Genomic DNA, 19076 nt, shown 5'->3' with positions numbered 1-19076 from the left:
GAGGATAGCAAAATCGAGCAGATTGCCAACCGCACTTTTAGACCGATTTCGACCAGTAGAAAGTGCGTAAGGAAGGGAAAACACTATGGCCGAAAAGAAGGACGATCAGCAAGAACTGGCTGGCAACCTGGCCATGGCTCAAGCCGGGCGACTCATGACGGCCGGCGCACCGCTCTCACCCTGCCGCTGCCGCCTCCACCGCAAAAGAATCGCTCGCCGCCGTCGGATTCCAGTCCCGACACGCCGACACCGGCAGGCATCCTGAGGCTCTCCAGCACTTCGCCGGACTGCGGATCGATACGGCGCAACTCACTCTCATCGCCCTCCCAGGTGCCATGCCACAGATCACCTTCGACCCAGGTCACGCCGGTGACGAAACGGTTGGATTCGATGGTGCGCAGGATCTCGCCGGTACCGGGGTCGATCTGGTGAATCTTGCGCTCGCGATATTGCCCTACCCACAGCGAGCCTTCGGCCCAGGTCAGGCCCGAGTCGTTGCCGCCGCCGGGTGCGGGGATTGTGGCCAGGACGCGGCCGGTCTGCGGGTCGACTTTGTGGATACGGTCTTCGGCAATCTGGTACAGATACTCGCCATCGAAGGCAGTCCCGGCATGGCCGGCGACCTCCAGCGAGCGCAGGGTCTTGCCGCTTTCGGGGTCGAGGGCGTGAAGTCTGTCGGTGGTTGCAAACCAGACCTGTTCGCCGTCCCAGGTGACGCCATGCACGGCGTCGACACCAACAAACGGGCCATATTCACGAAGGATCTCGGCAGCTGCGGTTTTCATCTTGCATTACCTCTTCAGCGGACTGGTGGCGTTGATCCTAACCACTGGGCAGCGGCGCCGGGAGTAACAAGGTCGTCGCGAATCCGGGCATCGGCGGGGTCATCCAGCGCCGGGCGCGGCCGCAACCGAACGACTGCACCTTGCCCTCGGCCGCCAGGGTATCGAGCGCCCGTTGTACCGTGCGCTGACTGATGCTCAGTGCCAACGCCAAGGCCGAACTGGACCACGATTCACCGTCCGCCAGGCAGGCGCACAAGGCGGCAAATTTTTCTTCGAGCGGCGGTACCAGTACCACCACCTCAGGGCAAACCGGGGTGGTCAGGACGAACCCGCGCGGGGTGGCGGTCACACCGGCCAAGGGTTTGAGCGCGACCCGCAGCCGGCCGATTTCCACGCGCAGCCGTGCGCGGTGGGACTCGTCCGAAAGCTTCAGGCGAAATGCCCGGGCGATCAACACCTCCCTTGCAACATCGGCTGGCCAGGCTTCGGCCAATGCTTGCGCGAGGCTGAACAGGATCGGTCGTGTGCCCAGGGATACCGACATGCCGCAGCCACGCACGACGTAGCGGCAGGCGTCCACCACCAGCGAGGTCGAAGCAAGCAAGGCTTCAACTTCGTCCAGCAACACTGGCCGCTGTTCGCCCCCGGCAATCAGGCGCGCAACCGGGGTGTCGAGGAGCATCGCCGCGTGTTCAACTTCAGCGCTCAATGCCGCAATGGCGGCTTGATCGGCCGCGCGCCGTGCCCGCGTCAGGGCATCCCTGGCCGCGCGCGATTGCAGGCGGCGCAGGGCAATTCCCAGCAGTACCAGTTCGTGGGCCGTGCGCAACGCTGGGGGCAATGGGTCCGGGTTAAGTCCGGCGATCAGGTGTTGCGCTTGATCGAGCTGACCGATCAGCAACAGTCGACGAATTTGCAGATAGCGGGCGTGATCGGCATTGACCTGATCACCGTACGCCTCAAGGGTGATTCGCGCTGCTTCCAGCGCCTTGACCGGCCAGCCAAGTTCCCGGGAGGCCAGCGCGATCTCGGCTTCGGCTACCACGCAGCGGGCCCGGGACAACGACTCTTTCGGGCCGAACCCGCGCAGGGCGCTTTTGATCAGCGCCCGGGCCCGCACCAGATCGCCCAACTGAGCCATGGCAATACCGCGCAGCGCCAGCGCCGGTGCATCGTCGCGCAAGGCCACGCGGTCCAGCGCGCCCAAGGGATCACCCGCCGCCAGGGCGCGGGCTGCCGCTGTGATCATCGAGTCCATCGCAATACCGCCACGCTTGTCACTCCCACCGTTGCATACCCCGGTTTAGTCTAATTCACGACAGGCCACCAGGAGCGTACGCCGAGGAACAATGGCTGGAGCAACAGTTACATGCCTTGGCGCCCTACTCCCGGTCTTTCGTCGAACGGATCAGATTGCTGCGTAATTTGACGATTGCCTTCTGCATCTGCACGAATTCGTCAGGGTCAAGACCGGTTTGCGGGAAACCTTCTTCCCAGAGGCCTTCACGCAGTTTGCGTCCTTCTTTCGTGAGCCTGATCCGTACCTGGCGTTCGTCTTGCGGATCGCGCTGGCGCAGCAGATAACCCATCGCTTCGAGCTTCTTCAGGATCGGCGTGAGGGTGTTGGATTCAAGGAACAGCTTCTCGCCGAGGCTGCCCACGGTCTGGTTGTCTTCCTCCCACAGCGCGACGAGGGTGATGTATTGCGTATAGGTGAGGCCAAGCCGTTCGAGCATCGGCTTATACGCCTTGCTGAACGCGAGGTTGGAGGAATAGACCGCAAAACACAGAAAATCGGCAAGCTTGAGGTCGAGGGCGGCTGTCTTTTCAGTGGGTTTCATGGGCATTCTCGGTGGGCAGGACGGATGAATCGCGGGGTCCGACTATACATCGCATGCGATGGTATCGGAAGTATTCACACCATTGGCAGTCGTCCAGAAAGCAGCGCCATGCAGGCCGACGACCGGCTCACCAGGTTTAACCCTGGCGAGCCGGTCGTGCAGTGGGTCAAGCAGTCAGGACCTTGATGGCAACGTCAATATTGCCCCGTGTGGCCTTGGAGTACGGGCAGATGGCATCGGCGTTGTGAGCCAGTTCGGTCGCAACCCCCTCATCCAGGCCGGGCACCCGCAGGGTCAATCGAGCCTGGAGGAAGTACTGCTCACCGGTCTGACCCAGATCGACTTCGATATCGACTGCCGTATCGGATGGCAACGTCACCTTCAATTGTTGAGCGGCCAGCCCTACCGCAGCGATGTAGCAAGCCGACCACGCCCCGGCGAACAGTTGCTCGGCTTTGGGGTGCGGTTGCACGCCGGTAAGCAAGTGTGCCGCAGTGGTGCTGCCGGGGGAAGACAACTCGATGTCGAGGTTGCCGTTATGGCCGCGCGATGTATTGCCGGCGCTGCTACGGGTGGTATGAGTTCTGCCGCTGGCCAGTACTTTTTCGATCTTGCTCATGATGATTTCCTCAGGTTTACAGGTTGTTTAATTCGCATGCGCTTGCATCGCGCGCGATGTTTATCGCCGCATCCAGGCATCACGCCGTAATCACGCTCAGCGCAACGTCGATATTGCCGCGTGTCGCTTTGGAATAGGGGCAGATGGAATCGGCGATGTGCGCCAGTTCCGTCGCGACATCCTGTGCCAATCCCGGCACGCGCAGGGTCAGTCGAGCCTGAAGGAAATAGGCCGGACCAGTCTGGCCCAGGTCCACTTCGATGTCGACGGCCAGATCCGCTGGCAACACGATGTTGCGCTCCTGCGCCACCAGACCGACCGCCGCGGTGTAGCAGGCCGACCATGCCCCGGCGAACAATTGCTCGGCGGTCGGGTGCGGCTGGGTGGCGGCGAATGTGTGTGCTGCCTGGGCGGAACCGGGTGAAGACAACTCGATATCGAGGTTGCCGTTATGGCCGCGCAGGGAGTCACCGGCAGCGCTGTGGGTGGTGTGGGTTTTGCCGGTAGCCAGTACTTTTTCAATCTTGCTCATGGACGGTTTCCTCAGTGCTTTGTTGCATGCGATCGCATCGTATGCGAGTTATTAAGTGTAGAAGCAACGCTTATCAAGCGGCTGGTGCAGTCATCCAGTTATTGCCGTTGTGGCCATGGAAATCACGGGTGTGGCGACTTTCGGTGTTCATGGTTGGAATCTCCAAACGGCAAGGTCATGATCTGCTATCGCAACCGATTTGATCGTACGCGATGTATAAATATTCAACCAAAGCCGCAGTCATGTCAAAGATTATTTTAAGTGTCGTCGACGGGCGGTAGATGGCCGCCAGAATCGGGGCGTAGTCAGGGCCCGGCATCCGGGCCCTAGTGTTCAGGCCTCTCTCAAGGCGCCGTCGAAAGCGGGGGTCAGCCCCGACAGTTGCAGCTTGCGAACAAAGTCGCCGAGACGCTGTTGCTTGTAGGCTTCTACATCCAGCTCGCTGTAGTCATAAAACCCCTGGCCGTCTCGCAAGCCATTGCGGCCGTTTTGCATATTGTCGGCAATCACCTGTGGCGACTCGAAACGAGGTGCCAACGCGCCACTGAGGTAGCGCGAGGCGTAGTACAGAATGTCGCCACCGCCCCAGTCGATAAATTCGAGCAGCCCCAACACCGAGAAACGCAGGCCAAAGCCGACGCGCACCGCGGTGTCGATATCTTCGGCGCTGGCCACGCCCTCCTCGACCATCCGCGCGGCTTCGTTCATCGCCAGCGCCTGGATGCGCGGGACGATGTAGCCGGCCACCGGGTTGCACACCACGGGCACCTTGCCGATCTGCTTGAGCAGTTGCAGCAACCGTTCGACCACTTGTGGGCACGTCGCCTGGCTGCGGCTGACCTCCACCAACGGCATCAGGTACGCCGGATTGAGCCAGTGCGCGTTCACGAAACGCTGGGGTTCTCTGACCATCTCGGCCAACTCGGTGACCAGAAAGGTCGAGGTGGTCGAGGCGATGATGGTCGACGCCGGGACATGCTCGCTGATCCATCCAAAGGTCTGCTGCTTGACGGCGATGACTTCCGGCACCGCCTCAAACACCAGGTCGCACAGGCGCAAGTTTTCCCCGGCCAGGGTTCGGGATTGCAGGGTCAACCGGGATATCGCGATGTCCGCCTGCTCCTCCACTAGCATGCCCAGGCGTACCAGCATCTGCAGTTCGCTGCGCACGTTGTTTCGCACGCGTTCGAAGTAACCACGCCGCTCGTGCTCGGCGCGATCCTTGATGTCGATCAGGGTTACCGGCAATCCCGCATGGATGAACGCCAGGGCAATGCCCTCGCCCATCCGGCCGGCACCGACCACGCAGACATGAGGCAACGCAGCGTTCATCAGTTGTAACCCCTGGTCAGCAGCTCGGTCATCTGCTCCCGGTCAAGACTGGCCAGACCGAGGTTTTCCAGGGTGCGACCTTCGGCGTAAAGATCCCGTGCAGCGACTACCGATGCGATGCTCAGCAGTCCCTGCGCCACCGGGGTAGGCACACCGGCCCACCGGCCGACGGATACCAGGAAGGACAGGCCCAGGCGCGTGTCTTCGAGCATGTAGCGATGTTTCTGCAGGTCGATGTCTTCGCGCCAGTCGCCGCTGTCGGTCAACTTGCCGTGGGCACCGCGACCGTACATCCACTCCTCGCCTTCGCTGGTGTTGTAGTGATCGGCCAACGGAAAGTGCGGCGCGCCGTAGGTCAGTGCTTCGCGCACGGCCATGCGCTCGGCATCAAGCTGGTTGGTCACGCGGCGAATCGATGGCTGGGTACCCTCATTGTGAATGTCCCAGGCCTCGAAATGCTCCAGGGGACCTGCGTTCATCACGATCAGCGGCGGGTGAATGATGGGGCCTGCGTTCATCAACGCCCCGCTCAGGGCGTCTTCAATCGGCTCGACGCTCGGGTAGGCCTCGCGCAGCACCGCAAAAGCGTGCTCGGACAGGTTGCTCGGGAACACGCCGGTCGGCAGACGGGTGGCGTAGCAACTGATCACCAGGTCGCTGGCACCGTGCTTGCGCACCAGGTACGGCAGCGTGCCGGTTTCAGCGAAAGCGACCTTGCTCTGGTTGCCCGCATCGGCCATGGCCTTGGCGAACACGAAACTGCCGAAGGTGCCCGGCGGCAGGAACACCACCTGACCGTCGTGCAGGTGCGGCGCGACTTGCCTGGCCAGGTCTTCATGGGAGGTCGACGGCAAGGGGATGATGACCAGTTGCGCGTCGCTCAGGGCTTCGCCCAGGTTGTCGGTCAGGGACAGTTTGTCGCCAGGATTGCCGACGGCCAACTGGCGAGTGCCCCGGTAGTCCTTGATGGTCAGGCTGCCGATGTCCAGCAGCTCTTTGAGCGCTGCGCTGTCGCGACGCCACAGGCGGGTCTGATGCCCCTTTTCCGCCATCTCCACAGCAGCGGCATAACAGCCGTGTCCACCACCCAGCACGGTAATATTCATCGAGTTGCTCCTCTTGTCAGAGACCCGATGCTATCGAGGCGCAGCGCCGCGGACTTATCCGATTACGCAGCCGAATGACCGATTGCGCAGCAGTCTCAATGCTTGCGCCGCCGCAGGGTGTCCGAAGGCAGGCAACCATAGCGTTGTCGATAGGCGCTGGAGAAATGCCCGAAGCTGTTTATGCCATGACGCAACAGGATATCGGTGACGGTTTCGCCGGCCCTGCCCTGCCTGAGCGACTCATGGATCACTGCCAGGCGACGGTCACGGATGTACTCGACCGGCGCCTGCTGGAGGAACTGATTGAAGCCATTCTGCAGAGTGCGCACCGAGACACCACACAGTTCGCTCAACGTCGCCAGGCTGATCGGTTCGTCGAGGTGCTCCTCGATGTAATCACGGGCCTTTTTCACGTGGTGCGGCAGCGGTGCGCGCGAGTCGCTCAACAGGTCCGCCGAGTAGTTATGCGGTAACTGTGTGAGCAGCAGTTGCATCAGGTATTCGGACAGGCCGCTGGCCAGGCGCGATCCGTCCACGCCGCTGCCGTAGAGCCGGCAAATGTAATCCAGGGTGTGATAGAGGCTGACGACGCCGGCGCCCAGGTGATCGACGCTGACATCAAAGATCACCGACTGGCGCAGGCTGCGGCCGAGCAGGCGTTGCAACTGCGTCTCCAGGGCATCACGGTCGACACGCAGGATCAGGTTGCGACATTGCCCATCGGTGACGATGCGGCTTTGCGCGAATGGCGATGACACGCTCAGGTAGCCCGACTGCATCGCCGCGCTGCGCCGCCCGTGGGCCACCTCGCAATGCCCCTGCAAGGTAATGCGGAACAGGTACTGATCGGCAATGTCGCCGATGGTAATCTCCACCGGCGCGCCATAACTCAGGTCGAGCAGCGCCGAATCGCCGAAAAAAACGCCGTTAAGCCGGGTATGGATGGGCTTGTCGCGCAGTACGTTGAAGCTATGCGGGCACAGGTATTGGCTGACCTTGTCCTTGATCTCGCGGTAATCGGCGGAGCTGAGCAGGCTGTGGCGTTCCAGCAGGTGTACGTCATTCAACATCAGAGGCTCTCCTGACCTGAAGCGGAGCGGCCCCGCTGCGTGGAAACGCAGCGAGGCCCAAGTACTGGCGTATTCATCTCACACCAGGGTAGGGTATTCCCTGGCATAGCTTTCGCGGAAACGACGGCAACCACGCCATAGCAGAAGCACGGTTAACACCGAGGCGCCAGCAATCACCAGCGACATCGACGAGCCCACCGCTGCCGGCGAGCCGAAGTAACGGTCGGTCAACAGCGCCACCATCGTAGTGCCAAGTCCCAGCCCCAGCAGATTGCTGATCAACAGGAACACGGCCGAAACCTGCGCGCGCACCTGATTGGGCGCGAGGATCTGCATGGCCGCCGTGGACGCCGGCATCGGGAACGAGGCAAAGAACATCGCGGGTACCAACAGGGCTACCGACAGCCACAGTTGATCGACTTGCGGGAACAGTACGGCCGGCACTGCCATGCCGAGGGCACCGATCACCCCGGTGCGCATCGCGGCATCCTGATGCCCTTTTTTGGCCAGATAATCGGTGAGCCAGCCACCGAACAACACCCCGGCGGTGTTGGCCAGCAACAGCACGGTGCCGAGCATGTAACCCGCCTCTACCGGGGTCATCCCGAACTTGCGGATGTACAGCGCCGGGCTCCAGCTCATCATGCAGAAAAGCACCATGGCGTAGAACGAAAAGCCCAGGTAATGGCAGGCAAAGGTGGCGCGGTGGCGCCCGAGGAAGCGCAAGCCATCGCTCAGCGCGACCTTCTTCGGGCGGCCCGAAGCATCAATCTGCAAACCCTTGCGCGCCGGGTCGCGCACGGTGAGCCAGATCAACAGGCCGACCACGATGCCAGGCAGGCCGACAATGAAAAACGCCAGCTGCCAGGCCTTCATCGCACCGAGAACCGCGACTTCGATGGTGTTCATATCCTTGAGCATCGCGATCACATAGCCGCCCACCAGGAACGCCAGGCCGCCACCCACGAACGAGCCGATCGAATAAATGCCGACTGCCCGGCCAAGTTTTTCCTTGGGAAACATGTCGCTGAACATCGAGTAGGCCGAGGGCGACAGCGCCGCTTCGCCGACGCCGACGCCAATGCGCGCGAGGAACATGTGCAGGAAGTTTTTGCTCATGCCGCAGGCGGCAGTCGCCAGGCTCCAGAAAACCACGCCGACGGCGATGATCTTCGGTCGCGAGAAGCGGTCGGCCAGGTAGGCGATGGGCATGCCCATGAATGCGTAGAACAAGGAAAACGCCAGCCCGTGCAGCAAGCTGAACTGGGTGTCGCTGATTTGCAGGTCGGCTTTGATCGGCTCGATCATCAGCGCCAGGATCTGCCGGTCCACAAACGAAAAGATGTAGGCGACCATGCACAGGGCCACCACATACCACTCGTAAAAATAGGTTTTCTTGTGCTGCAGGACCGCGTTATCGACCTGGACATTCATTAGTGTTTGCTCCTCTTGGAATCCGCTCATGCGCGCAGCGCGCCGGGTGACGGTGCACAGAGCACCGACTGGGAAGTTGCAGGGCAGATGTAAAGGACAATGGGTTCGAACATGCTCAGGCCTCTTATTGTTATGGGGTCAAACACCGGGTGGACCGGGCTTACCAGAACTTCCAGGTGTACGTCGTGGCGACACGGAATTCGTTGTAGTCGTAGCCGTACTTCTGTTTTACATCGATGTTGCGCAGGTCCAGCCCGAGGCCCTGCAGCGCCCCGCTCTGCACCACGTAATTGAGCCCCAGAAAGCGTTCGCTTTCCTGGTTGTCGCTCAAGTTTGCGCCACGATCCCAGTGGGTACCCTTGATGTAGCGGGTGTAGAACTTCAGCCCCGGCATACCCATCCCGGCAAAGTCATAGCTGTAGCGTGCACCCCAGGACTTTTCATCCGGGCGGACAAACCCCAGGGACGACCAGTGCACCAGGTAAGGTTGCGGGATATAACCGTTCATGGTCGGGAACACGCTGTCACCAAGCATGCGCTGGTAACTGAGGCCAAACATGTGGGCGCCCTTGAGCAAGGTGAACAAGGCTCCGTAGGAGCGGTTGTCTACTTCACCGTTCAATGCACTGCCATCTTCATTGTTATTGAAGTAACGCAAGTCGGTTTTTAGTTTGTAGCCATTGCCCAGGTCGGCCATATGCATCAGGCCGAAATAGTGTTGCTGATAAATATCGTGCAACACGCCATAGAAATAACTGGCTTGCAGGTTCTTGGTAATGTCGTAAGTAGCACCACCAAAGTCCAGGCCATCACTGTCGAGGTTATCAGTGGAGCCAAACTTGTAGAGTTTTTCGTGGTTGGAAGACTCCCGTGTAGCGGCAGACCAGAAACGCCCCCCGGTCAGCATCAATCCGTCAACTTCCCTGGACTCGACCACGGCCCCCTGGTAGATGGTATCCAGTTGTCGACTCGGGTCATCGGACGCCACCGGCAATTGTGGGCGCAGATCACCGACCTTCAATTCAGTCTTGCTGTAGCGCATCTTGAAGGTGGCACCGGCGCGACTGTAGTCATCCGCCGTCTGCTGATCGCTCACGCTGTACGGTAGCGAACCATCGTTGCCTGACGAATCCAGGCGCACGGCGTATTGCGCATCCACATCAAGGCCGATGGCCAGGGCTGTGTCGGTGTAACCGGAGGTAAACTGCGCATCGAAACCCTGAGACCAGCTATGCACTTCTGAAACCGGCGCATTGGTATTGGTGTAGTTACGGTGCAAGTAGAAGTTACGCGTATCCACTTTGAAGTGACTGTCATCAATAACATCGGCATAGGCTGCCAGTGGCGAACAGATTATTCCGAGCGCACTGGCAATACCGAGCCCACGGCAAGATTGCTTTACCTGATACATCTGACATCTCCACATCTGTATGTGCTTGGGCACTGTATTTATAGGAGCGAAATCAAACTGAAAAACGCCGGGCGACGATGTAACAATCCAGCGACCGGAAAAGTGCACGGCAGACAACTACAGCAAAAGACGGATTGCATCAGGGACGTAAAGGACCATGGGTTGGAGCATTGTCAGACCTCTTGTTGTTATGGGGTAAAACGCCAGGCGGGCTCAATGCAACAGTCCGCTACGACGACGCGCTTCCCTTCTACGCAAGGTATGCCAGTCAGCGTCGCGCCGATATCAAGACGAACAGCATTCGTTGGGGGGTAATCTCCAAGCCGGCTAAAGGTTTCCCTTAGTCGAAATCCACGATGGGCGTTGGCAACGCCTGGGCTGCATAGGCCTTCCTGGAGCCAGTTCATGCTGATCGGTGCGCTCTAAACTAGCCATTGCACCACCTGCCAACCTCCCCGATTGCGCAGCAGATTCTCCAATTGCGCAGCCCGCTGCCGAGCCCGGACTCACCTGCGCAGAATCAAAGAAATGTCCGCTCCCCAGCAAAACTTTTCGCTTCACTGGGCGTCCGTTAATAAGTCGACATGATCTTTGAACCCCAGACCGCTGATCCCAGCCAGGGACAGATGATCTCTCTTGTTTTCCTCCTGGCCCGCGACCTTGGGTGGCTTTGTATAGCCGCAGCGCTGAACTTATCCATGGGGTGTAATAACCGCTGATGACGAATTTCGAATCGGGTATTAAAGCGCCATGGCCAGTAGGCGAACGGGAGTTGCTGCAAGTGCGCAACTTCAACAAAAAGCTCGCCTGGATACCGCGCTTTCGAATCCGCAACCGCATCACCCCCCATGTGATCCAGGCGCTGTTGCGCGCCAGTCAAATCGGCGGCGCGGGAAAATTGCTCAAGCACGGGCTCAAGGCTGAAACAAAGGTAGTGGGTGCGGGCGGCGGCCAAGTGCCCGTTCGGATCATCCGGCCCAGAGGCAAAGCAAAGGGCGTTGTGCTTGATTTCCATGGGGGCGGCTGGGTAATCGGCAATGCGCAGATGAACGACGACTTTAACCTTGCCATGGCGAACACCTGCAGCGTTACGGTTGTCTCGGTCGACTACCGGCTTGCCGTATCGACTCCGGTTCAAGGCCTGATGGAGGACTGCCTTTGTGCCGCTCGCTGGCTATTGGATGACGACTGTCGAGAGTTTGCAGACCTTCCTGTTATCGTCGTGGGTGAATCGGCAGGGGCTCATCTTGCAGCGGCAACGATGCTGGCGTTAAAGCAATCGCCCGGCTTGCTGCAGCGGGTCAGCGGTGCGCTGTTGTATTACGGCGTCTACGATTTGACGGGAACACCAAGCGTCCGTGCGGCGCCCCCGCAAACGCTGGTGCTGGACGGCCCGGGCATGGTCGAAGCTTTTCGCCTGCTGACGCCGGGCCTGACTGACGCGCAACGCCGGCAGCCACCTTTGTCACCGCTATACGGCGACTTCACGGATTTCCCGCCAGCGCTCATGTTTGCCGGTGAACTTGATCCCCTGAGAGATGACACACTCCAATTAGCCGATCGCTGGATGAAATCTGCCCCTGTCGAAGTGCACTTGCTACCCTCCTGTCCCCACGGGTTTATTCATTTTCCGACGGCAATTGCAGATAGCGTGCTTGCTTACGGCAGGGACTGGATAACGGCTCGAATAGACGCCTGGATTGGCTGAAAACAATCTTGCAGGAGCAAGCTTGTTCGCGATGAGGCCCTCACATTCACCATCCTCGGCGTCTGACCTGCCGCCATCGCCGGCAGGCCAGCTCCCACAAGGGATTTGTGCCATGCGCGGATGTTGAATTCCCCATGGAAACCTGTATGAGCTGGCTTGCCAGCGATGAGGCCCTCACATCCACCATCCTTGGCGCCTGACACGCCGCCATCGCCGGCAAGCCTCGCAGGCGTGGGTCATCCACCACGAATGCCCCACATCAAGCGCTAAAAGCCACCCTGGATGCGCGATGACTCTTTACATCTCAACCTGTGTACCCAGCTCAATCACCCGATTCAACGGCAACTTGAAGTACTTCAGGTTGCTGTTGGCGTTCTTGAGCAAAAACGCGAACAGGCTTTCTCGCCAACGGGCCATACCGATGCGCTTGGTCGGGATCACCGTCTCCCGGCTGAGGAAATAGGTGGTGCGCATCGGACTGAAATCCAGCTCGGACAAGTGACACAGACTCAGGGCCAGAGGAACATCCGGCTCCTCCATAAATCCGAAGTGCAGACTAACCCGAAAGAAACCTTCGCCATAGGCTTCAACCTCAAATCGCCGGTCAGCAGCCACGCGCGGGCTGTCTTCGGAAACCACAGTGAGTAACACCACTTGCTCATGCAAAACCTGGTTATGCAGCAGGTTGTGCAGCAGCGCATGAGGAACAGCATCTGCCCTGGCCGTAAGGAACACTGCCGTGCCTTGTACGCGATGGGGAGGCTGCGTACGGATGCTGCCGATGAACAGCGGTAGAGGAAGTGCAGTTTCATCCAGCCGCTCAACGATAATCTTTCTGCCCCGCTTCCAAGTCGTCATCAAAATGAACAGACCAATGCCGGCAATCACCGGAAACGCACCGCCCTGAAAAATCTTTGCGGCGTTGGCCGCGAAATACAGGCTGTCTACCAGCAAAAATCCGAGCAACATTGGAATGGCCACCCAGCGCGGTGTTTTCCATAGGAGCAGGACGACAGCCGAGGACAGGATTGTTGTGATCAGCATGGTCCCCGTCACCGCGACGCCATAAGCTGCAGCCAAAGCACTGGACGACTCGAAACCAAGCACCAGCAGCACGACACCCACCATCAACGCCCAGTTAACCGTACCGATGTAGATCTGCCCCTGCTCATGGCTGGAGGTGTGCTGGATGAACATGCGAGGGATATACCCAAGCTGGATGGCCTGGCTAGTCAGGGAGAAAGCGCCCGAAATCACGGCTTGGGAAGCGATGATGGTCGCCAGTGTGGAGAGTGCAACCATCGGCAAGAGCGCCCAGTCGGGTGCCAGCAAATAGAATGGGTTACGCACAGTCTCCGGGTTGCCCAGGATCAACGCCCCCTGGCCAAAGTAATTGAGCACCAGGCCCGGCAACACGAGGATGAACCAGGCACGCGCAATCGGTTTGCGACCAAAGTGGCCCATGTCGGCATACAGCGCTTCTGCACCGGTCAATGCCAACACCACAGCACCCAAAATGGCCACACCCATTCCCGGATGAACCACGAAGAATTGCACAGCCCATACAGGGTTCAGTGCTTGCAGCACTTCCGGACGCAGCGAAATACCGTAGATACCAAGTGCACCCAACACCACAAACCACAGCACCATGATGGGGCCAAACAGGATGCCGATTCGAGCCGTGCCATGTTTCTGTATCAAGAACAGCGCCACCAGCACAATCACCGACAAGGGCACGACCCAGTGTTCTATTCCGTCAAACGCCAGTTGTAGTCCTTCAACCGCAGAGAGCACAGAAATAGCCGGGGTGATCATGCTGTCCCCATAAAAAAGTGCTGCACCGAACAGGCCAAGCAGTACCAGAACCTTGCTCATATGCGGATAAGGTGCGGCCGCGCGGCGCGCTAGCGCCGTCAACGCCATGATGCCGCCTTCGCCCTGGTTGTTGGCACGCAGGATGAACAGCACGTATTTGATCGAGACCACCCAGATCAGTGACCAAAAGATCAACGATAGAATGCCCAGCACTCCGTCGTGATTTACCTGAACGCCGTAGTGGCCGGAAAATACTTCCTTGAGCGTGTAGAGGGGGCTGGTGCCAATGTCCCCGTAAACCACTCCGACGGCGGCGACGAGCAAGCCCACTCCTGACGCCTTGGATTGGGATTGGGAATCTGAATGTGCACGGGTCGCTGTTTCACTCAAGGGTCGCTTCTCTCAAATTGCGGGAAAGAGGTGCATGCCATCCTTGGGCAATACGTTGCCAGCGTCATCAGGGATGCAAACGCTTGGCCGATTAATAAAATCGCGGCCAGTATCGTTGCGGACCAAACCGCTTATCGTAAAAAAAGCGTAAAAAATTAACGGCTCGCCTCAAGCCTGGCTCCGACAAGTCATGCCGATGCGCACTGGATGGTGATTGCATGGATGGCGGTCGGCGGTGAAACGCCTCGTTTCACTCAACACCAGGCTCAGTGGCAACGTCCTGGATACGCGCTTTCCAGCGGCATGCGCGCAGATCGTGGGTATAATGCGCGCCCTCTTCATAAGCCAATGTTTTCCAATGAAAAAACTGCTGTCCGTAGTAGCGCTGGTGCTCTCGGTAATCACCCCCGCCTTCTCAAGCCCTCCGTCGAACTTTTCCGAAGCCAAGGTCATAGCAAAACAGAAAATCTACCTCGACCAGGCGAACAGTGCCCTTGGCGAGTTGTACTGCGGTTGCAAGTGGACATGGGTAGGCAAGTCGGGTGGCCGTATTGACCCTGAGTCTTGCGGCTATCAAACCAGAAAACAGCAAAACCGCGCCGAGCGGACTGAGTGGGAACATATAGTTCCTGCCTGGACATTCGGTAACCAACGCCAGTGCTGGAAGAACGGCGGTCGAGAGCACTGCGTGGACGACGATCCGGTCTTCCGAGCCATGGAAGCGGACCTGTTCAATCTCTACCCGTCTGTTGGGGAAGTGAACGGCGACCGTAGTAATTTCAACTACGCAATGACCCCCGGCGTAGCGCCGCAGTATGGGCAATGCAAGACCCGGGTTGATTTTGATCAACGAGCCGCCGAACCCCGTGACGAGGTCAAAGGCCTGGTCGCGAGGACGACCTTTTACATGTTCGATCGATACAATCTGAACATGTCACGTCAGCAGCAACAACTACTGATGGCCTGGGACAAGCAGTACCCGGTCTCGGCCTGGGAGAAAGTGCGCGATAGTCGCATTGCCTCAATCATGGGGCACTCCAACCCTTTCGTGACGGGTGACCGTCAATGGACGCAAGGATACAAGGCGGCGGGTGATGGAACCGTCAGCGCCATTGCCGGGAAACCCGTGCCAGTAACGGCCCAGCCAACCCTGGCGAAAGCGACCGGGGCAGGCTTGATCATTGGCAACCGCAAGAGCCAGGTGTATCACCTCTCAATCGGTTGCCCTGGTTATGCTCAAGTGTCGGAAAAAAACCAGATAACTTTTGACTCTGAAGCTGCCGCCCAGGCCGCCGGATTTCGTAAGGCCGGCAACTGCAAGTAGCAACAGGTGGAGTTGATGGAGCCGCTTTGACGATTAGCGTCGCTGAAGCTTCCTCGGCATGCTCACGCCCTCGCCAGGCGTGAGCATGGGCCGATCACTCAGGCAAAGACGAAGTCCGCCGCGGTAACGGAGTCTGGCAGGACCCCGGTCAAGGTGAACCTGTGCGCATTAAGTTGCGTTCGGGCGACTCGATCAGCACCCAATCGCTCGCATTCTTCGGCGCCCTCTTCACCCCGGAGGAATGGTCGCCAGTGCCCCGATCAAAATGGTCAACAGCAGAAAACCACCGAGAAAAAGCGTCATTCTGGCCATATGGCCTCCCAGCTCATGAAGTTGCTGTACAGGGTCGTACTGCGCTGTTGTGCGCCGGGCGGATGACCCTGCCGATGACTTATTGTGGGCCGGTGACTGTTTTCGTTACAGATGCAGATTGCGCAGGAAAATACGGATCAGACAGGCTTCGTCCAGGCTCGGTCAAGTTCGATTGCGGGCGTCTGGGGGGAAAAAACTTGCGGGCAACGTCGACAAAGGGCGTGATGACCAGGCCGTGAAGCGTCAGGTAACGCTCGTGATCCTGCTCACCAGTGCCGAAGCGGATTGCTTCCGGGGTCGACCGGGTGACATAGAGCGTGCCGAACATCCAGTCCCACAGTGACAGGTTGATACCGAAGTTCTTGTTGAAATGCCGCGGCGCATCGCTGTGGTGAATCTGATGCTGCGCGGGACTGCTCAGCACCCGCTCGATCACCGGCCCGAATGAAAACCACACATGGCTATGCCGCAGGTTGGCCGCCAGACCGTTGAAGATGAACACAATCCACGTCACGCCAAACAGGGTATAGCGGCTGACCTCGCCGCCACAGGCGTACCAGAAGACTCCGGCATAGAGGCCCAGGCAGATGATATCCACCAGCTTTTCGACGAGTTCTTCAAGAAAATGCACCCGGCTTGCCGTAGCCGGCACCAGCACGGGCGCCGAATGATGGACTTTGTGAAATGCCCACAAATAGCGCGAATGAAAGGCCCGGTGGTTCCAGTAATGAGCGAAATCCTTGACCAGGAACACGCCCAGGCCGTAGAGCAGGGAAAGCCCGAGATTCTCCCCCACTTGTGCGCGCGCGCCCCACAGGTTGGAGAAAAATCTGATGTAGTCCGCTGAACGCAGCACATAGGGATCAACCAGCCCGACAATCGGCAGCACCAGCGCCACTTTCAGGATGGCGAGCACGAAGTAGTAGCGGTAATCGAGCAGCGCCGAGCGGTGCAGGTAAACCCGCCGCCCGCCGAGGAACTGCCCGAAGGAGTGCGCCCCGGTCAATCCGCGAGACGTTCTGAATCGAAACAGGCCATAGGCGACGCCGTAGGAAACGCAGAGAAAGACCACTCCCAGGCGCCCATTGACATCGAAGATGCCAAGAAACTGGTGGGTGACCGGCTCGATCACCCACCTGATCAGGAAACGATGTAGATCGGCGAGCACATCCATACCCGACTGCCCTGCGTAAGTGGAAGGGCATTGTAAATGAGAATGAATACTCAATGTGCTGCCGGGTGAAAATCTCTAGCCACCGAGCGCGATGATGGCGACGATCAGCACGCTACCTGTGAGCGCCAGGGCCACCCCGCCCTGCCAAGGTTTGGCGTTAGCGTATTTGGCCATCATCCAGCCGGCGATGACAGATACATGACAGCGTCCGCCAGCCCCAGGCAAGGTTACCGCCGAGCGCGGCAATCATCATCGTGCGCTCTTGCGCTGCCTGGTCTGCCGTCGCCACACTGATGGTTCCGGTGAACGTCATGGCCATTAACAGGCCGAATACAACTTCTGTAATGTGCTCGACTGGATCAAGCACCGGGGCCCGCTTCTGTTTTTAATTATTTTGCATTGCCCACCCTCTCCATGTCCTGCTCGTTGAGTACCGTCCGGCTCATCCGCCGATACCGGCTCTTCAAGTGTAGATTGAGCGGCTACACTGGAGCGAGTACGCCAACTGATTCACAGAGAGACAATTGATGCTTGATTACTTCGCGTTGGGGCTGTTGTTCTTTGTCGGACTTGTCCTGTTCTACGGGATTATCCTGCTCCACGACATTCCTTATGAAATTGCGGTCCACCGCAATCATCCGCACCAGGATGCGATTCACGCCACGGGCTGGGTCAGCCTGTTTACCCTGCATGCGCTGTGGCCGTTCCTATGGATCTGGGCGATGGCATACCGGGAAGACCGGGGCTGGGGGTTCAGTGATGGAAAATCAGGGCACGCCCATGTTGTGCATCTGGAACAACAAGTCGCAGAACTGCAAAGCCGCGTCGCGCACCTGGAGGCAGCGACAGGAACGGCGCAGCACAGGTTGCCGACCGACAACAGTGGCGAGGGAATCTGACCCATGGATCTTTTACTGGTACTGACTTACACCGCCATCTGCGTTGCAATCTTCAAGATCTTCCGCATCCCCTTGAACAAATGGACGGTCCCCACCGCTGTATTGGGCGGGATCCTGATCGTTGGCGCGATGATTTTCGTGATGAACTACAACCATCCCTACTCGGAGGTTGCACGTTCGTATTTCGTCTCCGTCCCGGTGATTCCCGTGGTCACAGGCCAGGTGATCGACGTGCCGGTCCAGGGCAACGAACGCCTGGAAAAGGGCGATGTGCTGTTTCGGATCGACCCGGCCCCCTTCGAGTATCGAGTGAAGTCGCTCAAGGCCCAACTGCTGGTTGCCAAAGCCGACCGCGCCCGAATCAGCGAACTGATCAAGCGTAATTTCGCCACCCAACGGGAACTGGATGTCGTCGTTTCCCGTACCGATGACCTGCAGGCGCAACTCGACGGCGCGCAGTACGAACTCGACAACACGACGGTGCGCGCACCGAGCAAAGGCTTCGTCACCCATGTGTCGTTGCGTCCGGGCATGATGGCGACGAAGTTCCCGCTACGCCCCTCGATGGTGTTCATCCCCGATGAAGGCCAATATTTCGCGGCGTGGATGCGCCAGAACAGCCTGCTGCGCCTGACGGTCGGCGATGAGGCCGAAGTCGCTTTCGACGGCATTCCGGGTAAGGTTTTCGAGGGCAAGGTCAAAAGCGTCCTTGAAGTCATCGCCGAAGGTCAGGTCCAACCTTCCGGCTCGCTCATCAGCTTTACCGGCTCACCACCGGCCGGTCGGGTTCCGGTGATCATTGAAATCACCGACCCCGATTTCGCCCCGTATGCCAAGCTGATGCCCGGCGGTGCCTACGGCCAGGCGGCGCTCTACAGCCAGCATTTCACCCACATTGCCATGATGCGCAAAATCCTCCTGCGCATGGCGGCCTGGATGAACTACATCTTCCCATTCCATTAATCGCTGGATGATGGCGGCGTGACGTTCAAAGGATTGATACAAAGGCCGGTTCAAAGGAGCCGGCCCGATCACGCCGTTGAACGGGTCGTTGCAGGTTAACTCAGCGATTGGCACAGACATGAAGTGCAACGCGGGGAATGGTTCCCCGCGTGCATTGGGTTGAATGCATTCGAGAGGTGCGGATATTTTTTGATATTCAGCGCTGCGCTAAAGAATCCAGGGCAGCAGAAGGTGCGAGGCAATCCAGGGAGACGCCTGGCCCACGACCCATTGCAGGAGGACACATGCGGCCAGGTAAGCCGCAAAGAACTTGATCATCGTCAATCTCGCCATGACCATCACCAACCTCCCGCCTTTAAAT

At 59.0% G+C, this 19076-nt stretch carries 17 protein-coding genes; 4 read left to right on the top strand and 13 right to left on the bottom strand.

Annotation, left to right across the window (positions count from 1 at the left end):
• Positions 1 to 152 precede the first annotated feature (152 nt).
• The 10 genes from KW839_RS06955 to KW839_RS06910 all read right to left on the bottom strand — a co-directional run bounded on the left by KW839_RS06955 (position 153) and on the right by KW839_RS06910 (position 10130).
• Entirely contained in the window at positions 153 to 785 is a 633-nt protein-coding gene (locus KW839_RS06955; RefSeq protein ID WP_060541728.1) for a PQQ-binding-like beta-propeller repeat protein, read from the bottom strand.
• A gap of 37 nt (positions 786 to 822) precedes the next feature.
• On the bottom strand, positions 823 to 2043 hold the full coding sequence (locus tag KW839_RS06950; RefSeq protein WP_218423827.1) for a helix-turn-helix domain-containing protein: 1221 nt from the start codon (positions 2041 to 2043) through the stop codon (positions 823 to 825).
• Positions 2044 to 2167: 124 nt separating this feature from the next.
• Positions 2168 to 2626, bottom strand: a complete 459-nt coding sequence (locus KW839_RS06945; RefSeq protein WP_060541730.1) for a MarR family winged helix-turn-helix transcriptional regulator — start codon at positions 2624 to 2626, stop codon at positions 2168 to 2170.
• A 166-nt stretch (positions 2627 to 2792) separates the two neighbouring features.
• Positions 2793 to 3245 carry an Ohr family peroxiredoxin gene (locus KW839_RS06940; protein ID WP_218423826.1) on the bottom strand — a complete coding sequence of 151 codons (453 nt, stop codon included), beginning with the start codon at positions 3243 to 3245 and terminating at the stop codon, positions 2793 to 2795.
• Positions 3246 to 3324: 79 nt separating this feature from the next.
• On the bottom strand, positions 3325 to 3777 hold the full coding sequence (locus KW839_RS06935) for an Ohr family peroxiredoxin (protein ID WP_218423825.1): 453 nt from the start codon (positions 3775 to 3777) through the stop codon (positions 3325 to 3327).
• A 333-nt stretch (positions 3778 to 4110) separates the two neighbouring features.
• Positions 4111 to 5109: a 3-hydroxybutyryl-CoA dehydrogenase gene (locus KW839_RS06930; RefSeq protein WP_218423824.1), complete on the bottom strand. Its 999-nt coding sequence runs from the start codon at positions 5107 to 5109 to the stop codon at positions 4111 to 4113.
• On the bottom strand, positions 5109 to 6215 hold the full coding sequence (locus tag KW839_RS06925; RefSeq protein WP_218423823.1) for an NAD/NADP-dependent octopine/nopaline dehydrogenase family protein: 1107 nt from the start codon (positions 6213 to 6215) through the stop codon (positions 5109 to 5111). The genes KW839_RS06930 and KW839_RS06925 overlap by 1 nt, the downstream gene beginning before the upstream one ends.
• A 95-nt stretch (positions 6216 to 6310) precedes the next feature.
• The gene (locus KW839_RS06920; RefSeq protein ID WP_060541735.1) at positions 6311 to 7285 is read right to left on the bottom strand and encodes an AraC family transcriptional regulator; all 975 of its coding nucleotides are present in this window, start codon (positions 7283 to 7285) and stop codon (positions 6311 to 6313) included.
• A 78-nt stretch (positions 7286 to 7363) separates the two neighbouring features.
• Positions 7364 to 8719 (bottom strand): MFS transporter, encoded by a 1356-nt coding sequence (locus tag KW839_RS06915; protein WP_218423822.1) that lies wholly within the window; start codon positions 8717 to 8719, stop codon positions 7364 to 7366.
• Between the two features lie 160 nt (positions 8720 to 8879).
• Positions 8880 to 10130 carry an OprD family outer membrane porin gene (locus tag KW839_RS06910; RefSeq protein ID WP_218423821.1) on the bottom strand — a complete coding sequence of 417 codons (1251 nt, stop codon included), beginning with the start codon at positions 10128 to 10130 and terminating at the stop codon, positions 8880 to 8882.
• A gap of 718 nt (positions 10131 to 10848) precedes the next feature.
• Between KW839_RS06910 and KW839_RS06905 the strand changes: the two genes are divergently transcribed.
• Positions 10849 to 11838, top strand: a complete 990-nt coding sequence (locus KW839_RS06905) for an alpha/beta hydrolase (protein ID WP_218423820.1) — start codon at positions 10849 to 10851, stop codon at positions 11836 to 11838.
• Between the two features lie 297 nt (positions 11839 to 12135).
• Here KW839_RS06905 and KW839_RS06900 read toward each other — a convergent pair whose 3' ends face one another.
• Positions 12136 to 14043, bottom strand: a complete 1908-nt coding sequence (locus KW839_RS06900; protein ID WP_218423819.1) for a potassium transporter Kup — start codon at positions 14041 to 14043, stop codon at positions 12136 to 12138.
• A 358-nt stretch (positions 14044 to 14401) separates the two neighbouring features.
• Between KW839_RS06900 and KW839_RS06895 the strand changes: the two genes are divergently transcribed.
• Complete coding sequence (locus KW839_RS06895; RefSeq protein ID WP_218423818.1) at positions 14402 to 15367, top strand: endonuclease; 966 nt, start codon at positions 14402 to 14404, stop codon at positions 15365 to 15367.
• A 391-nt stretch (positions 15368 to 15758) separates the two neighbouring features.
• Here the strand turns inward: KW839_RS06895 and KW839_RS06890 are convergent, their stop codons facing one another.
• Both KW839_RS06890 and KW839_RS06885 read right to left on the bottom strand, forming a co-directional pair.
• The gene (locus tag KW839_RS06890; protein ID WP_218423817.1) at positions 15759 to 16853 is read right to left on the bottom strand and encodes a sterol desaturase family protein; all 1095 of its coding nucleotides are present in this window, start codon (positions 16851 to 16853) and stop codon (positions 15759 to 15761) included.
• Between the two features lie 157 nt (positions 16854 to 17010).
• On the bottom strand, positions 17011 to 17220 hold the full coding sequence (locus tag KW839_RS06885; protein WP_256352553.1) for a hypothetical protein: 210 nt from the start codon (positions 17218 to 17220) through the stop codon (positions 17011 to 17013).
• Positions 17221 to 17380: 160 nt separating this feature from the next.
• Between KW839_RS06885 and KW839_RS06880 the strand changes: the two genes are divergently transcribed.
• Entirely contained in the window at positions 17381 to 17752 is a 372-nt protein-coding gene (locus KW839_RS06880; protein WP_218423816.1) for a DUF3302 domain-containing protein, read from the top strand.
• A 3-nt stretch (positions 17753 to 17755) separates the two neighbouring features.
• Positions 17756 to 18715: an HlyD family secretion protein gene (locus tag KW839_RS06875; protein WP_218423815.1), complete on the top strand. Its 960-nt coding sequence runs from the start codon at positions 17756 to 17758 to the stop codon at positions 18713 to 18715.
• Positions 18716 to 19076: the final 361 nt, after the last annotated feature.

It is taken from the genome of Pseudomonas sp. PDM31, from assembly GCF_019218965.1.
Classification (GTDB): domain Bacteria; phylum Pseudomonadota; class Gammaproteobacteria; order Pseudomonadales; family Pseudomonadaceae; genus Aquipseudomonas.
Note: the sequence above shows the minus strand (reverse complement) of the source record. Positions and strands in the feature narration are given on the sequence as shown.

Bases quoted from the DNA above. Each gene is read 5' to 3' on its own strand.
- KW839_RS06955 (WP_060541728.1), bottom strand. From the start codon at position 785: ATGAAAACCGCAGCTGCCGAGATCCTTCGTGAATATGGCCCGTTTGTT.
- KW839_RS06950 (WP_218423827.1), bottom strand. From the start codon at position 2,043: ATGGACTCGATGATCACAGCGGCAGCCCGCGCCCTGGCGGCGGGTGAT.
- KW839_RS06945 (WP_060541730.1), bottom strand. From the start codon at position 2,626: ATGAAACCCACTGAAAAGACAGCCGCCCTCGACCTCAAGCTTGCCGAT.
- KW839_RS06940 (WP_218423826.1), bottom strand. From the start codon at position 3,245: ATGAGCAAGATCGAAAAAGTACTGGCCAGCGGCAGAACTCATACCACC.
- KW839_RS06935 (WP_218423825.1), bottom strand. From the start codon at position 3,777: ATGAGCAAGATTGAAAAAGTACTGGCTACCGGCAAAACCCACACCACC.
- KW839_RS06930 (WP_218423824.1), bottom strand. From the start codon at position 5,109: ATGAACGCTGCGTTGCCTCATGTCTGCGTGGTCGGTGCCGGCCGGATG.
- KW839_RS06925 (WP_218423823.1), bottom strand. From the start codon at position 6,215: ATGAATATTACCGTGCTGGGTGGTGGACACGGCTGTTATGCCGCTGCT.
- KW839_RS06920 (WP_060541735.1), bottom strand. From the start codon at position 7,285: ATGTTGAATGACGTACACCTGCTGGAACGCCACAGCCTGCTCAGCTCC.
- KW839_RS06915 (WP_218423822.1), bottom strand. From the start codon at position 8,719: ATGAATGTCCAGGTCGATAACGCGGTCCTGCAGCACAAGAAAACCTAT.
- KW839_RS06910 (WP_218423821.1), bottom strand. From the start codon at position 10,130: ATGTATCAGGTAAAGCAATCTTGCCGTGGGCTCGGTATTGCCAGTGCG.
- KW839_RS06905 (WP_218423820.1), top strand. From the start codon at position 10,849: ATGACGAATTTCGAATCGGGTATTAAAGCGCCATGGCCAGTAGGCGAA.
- KW839_RS06895 (WP_218423818.1), top strand. From the start codon at position 14,402: ATGAAAAAACTGCTGTCCGTAGTAGCGCTGGTGCTCTCGGTAATCACC.
- KW839_RS06890 (WP_218423817.1), bottom strand. From the start codon at position 16,853: ATGGATGTGCTCGCCGATCTACATCGTTTCCTGATCAGGTGGGTGATC.
- KW839_RS06880 (WP_218423816.1), top strand. From the start codon at position 17,381: ATGCTTGATTACTTCGCGTTGGGGCTGTTGTTCTTTGTCGGACTTGTC.
- KW839_RS06875 (WP_218423815.1), top strand. From the start codon at position 17,756: ATGGATCTTTTACTGGTACTGACTTACACCGCCATCTGCGTTGCAATC.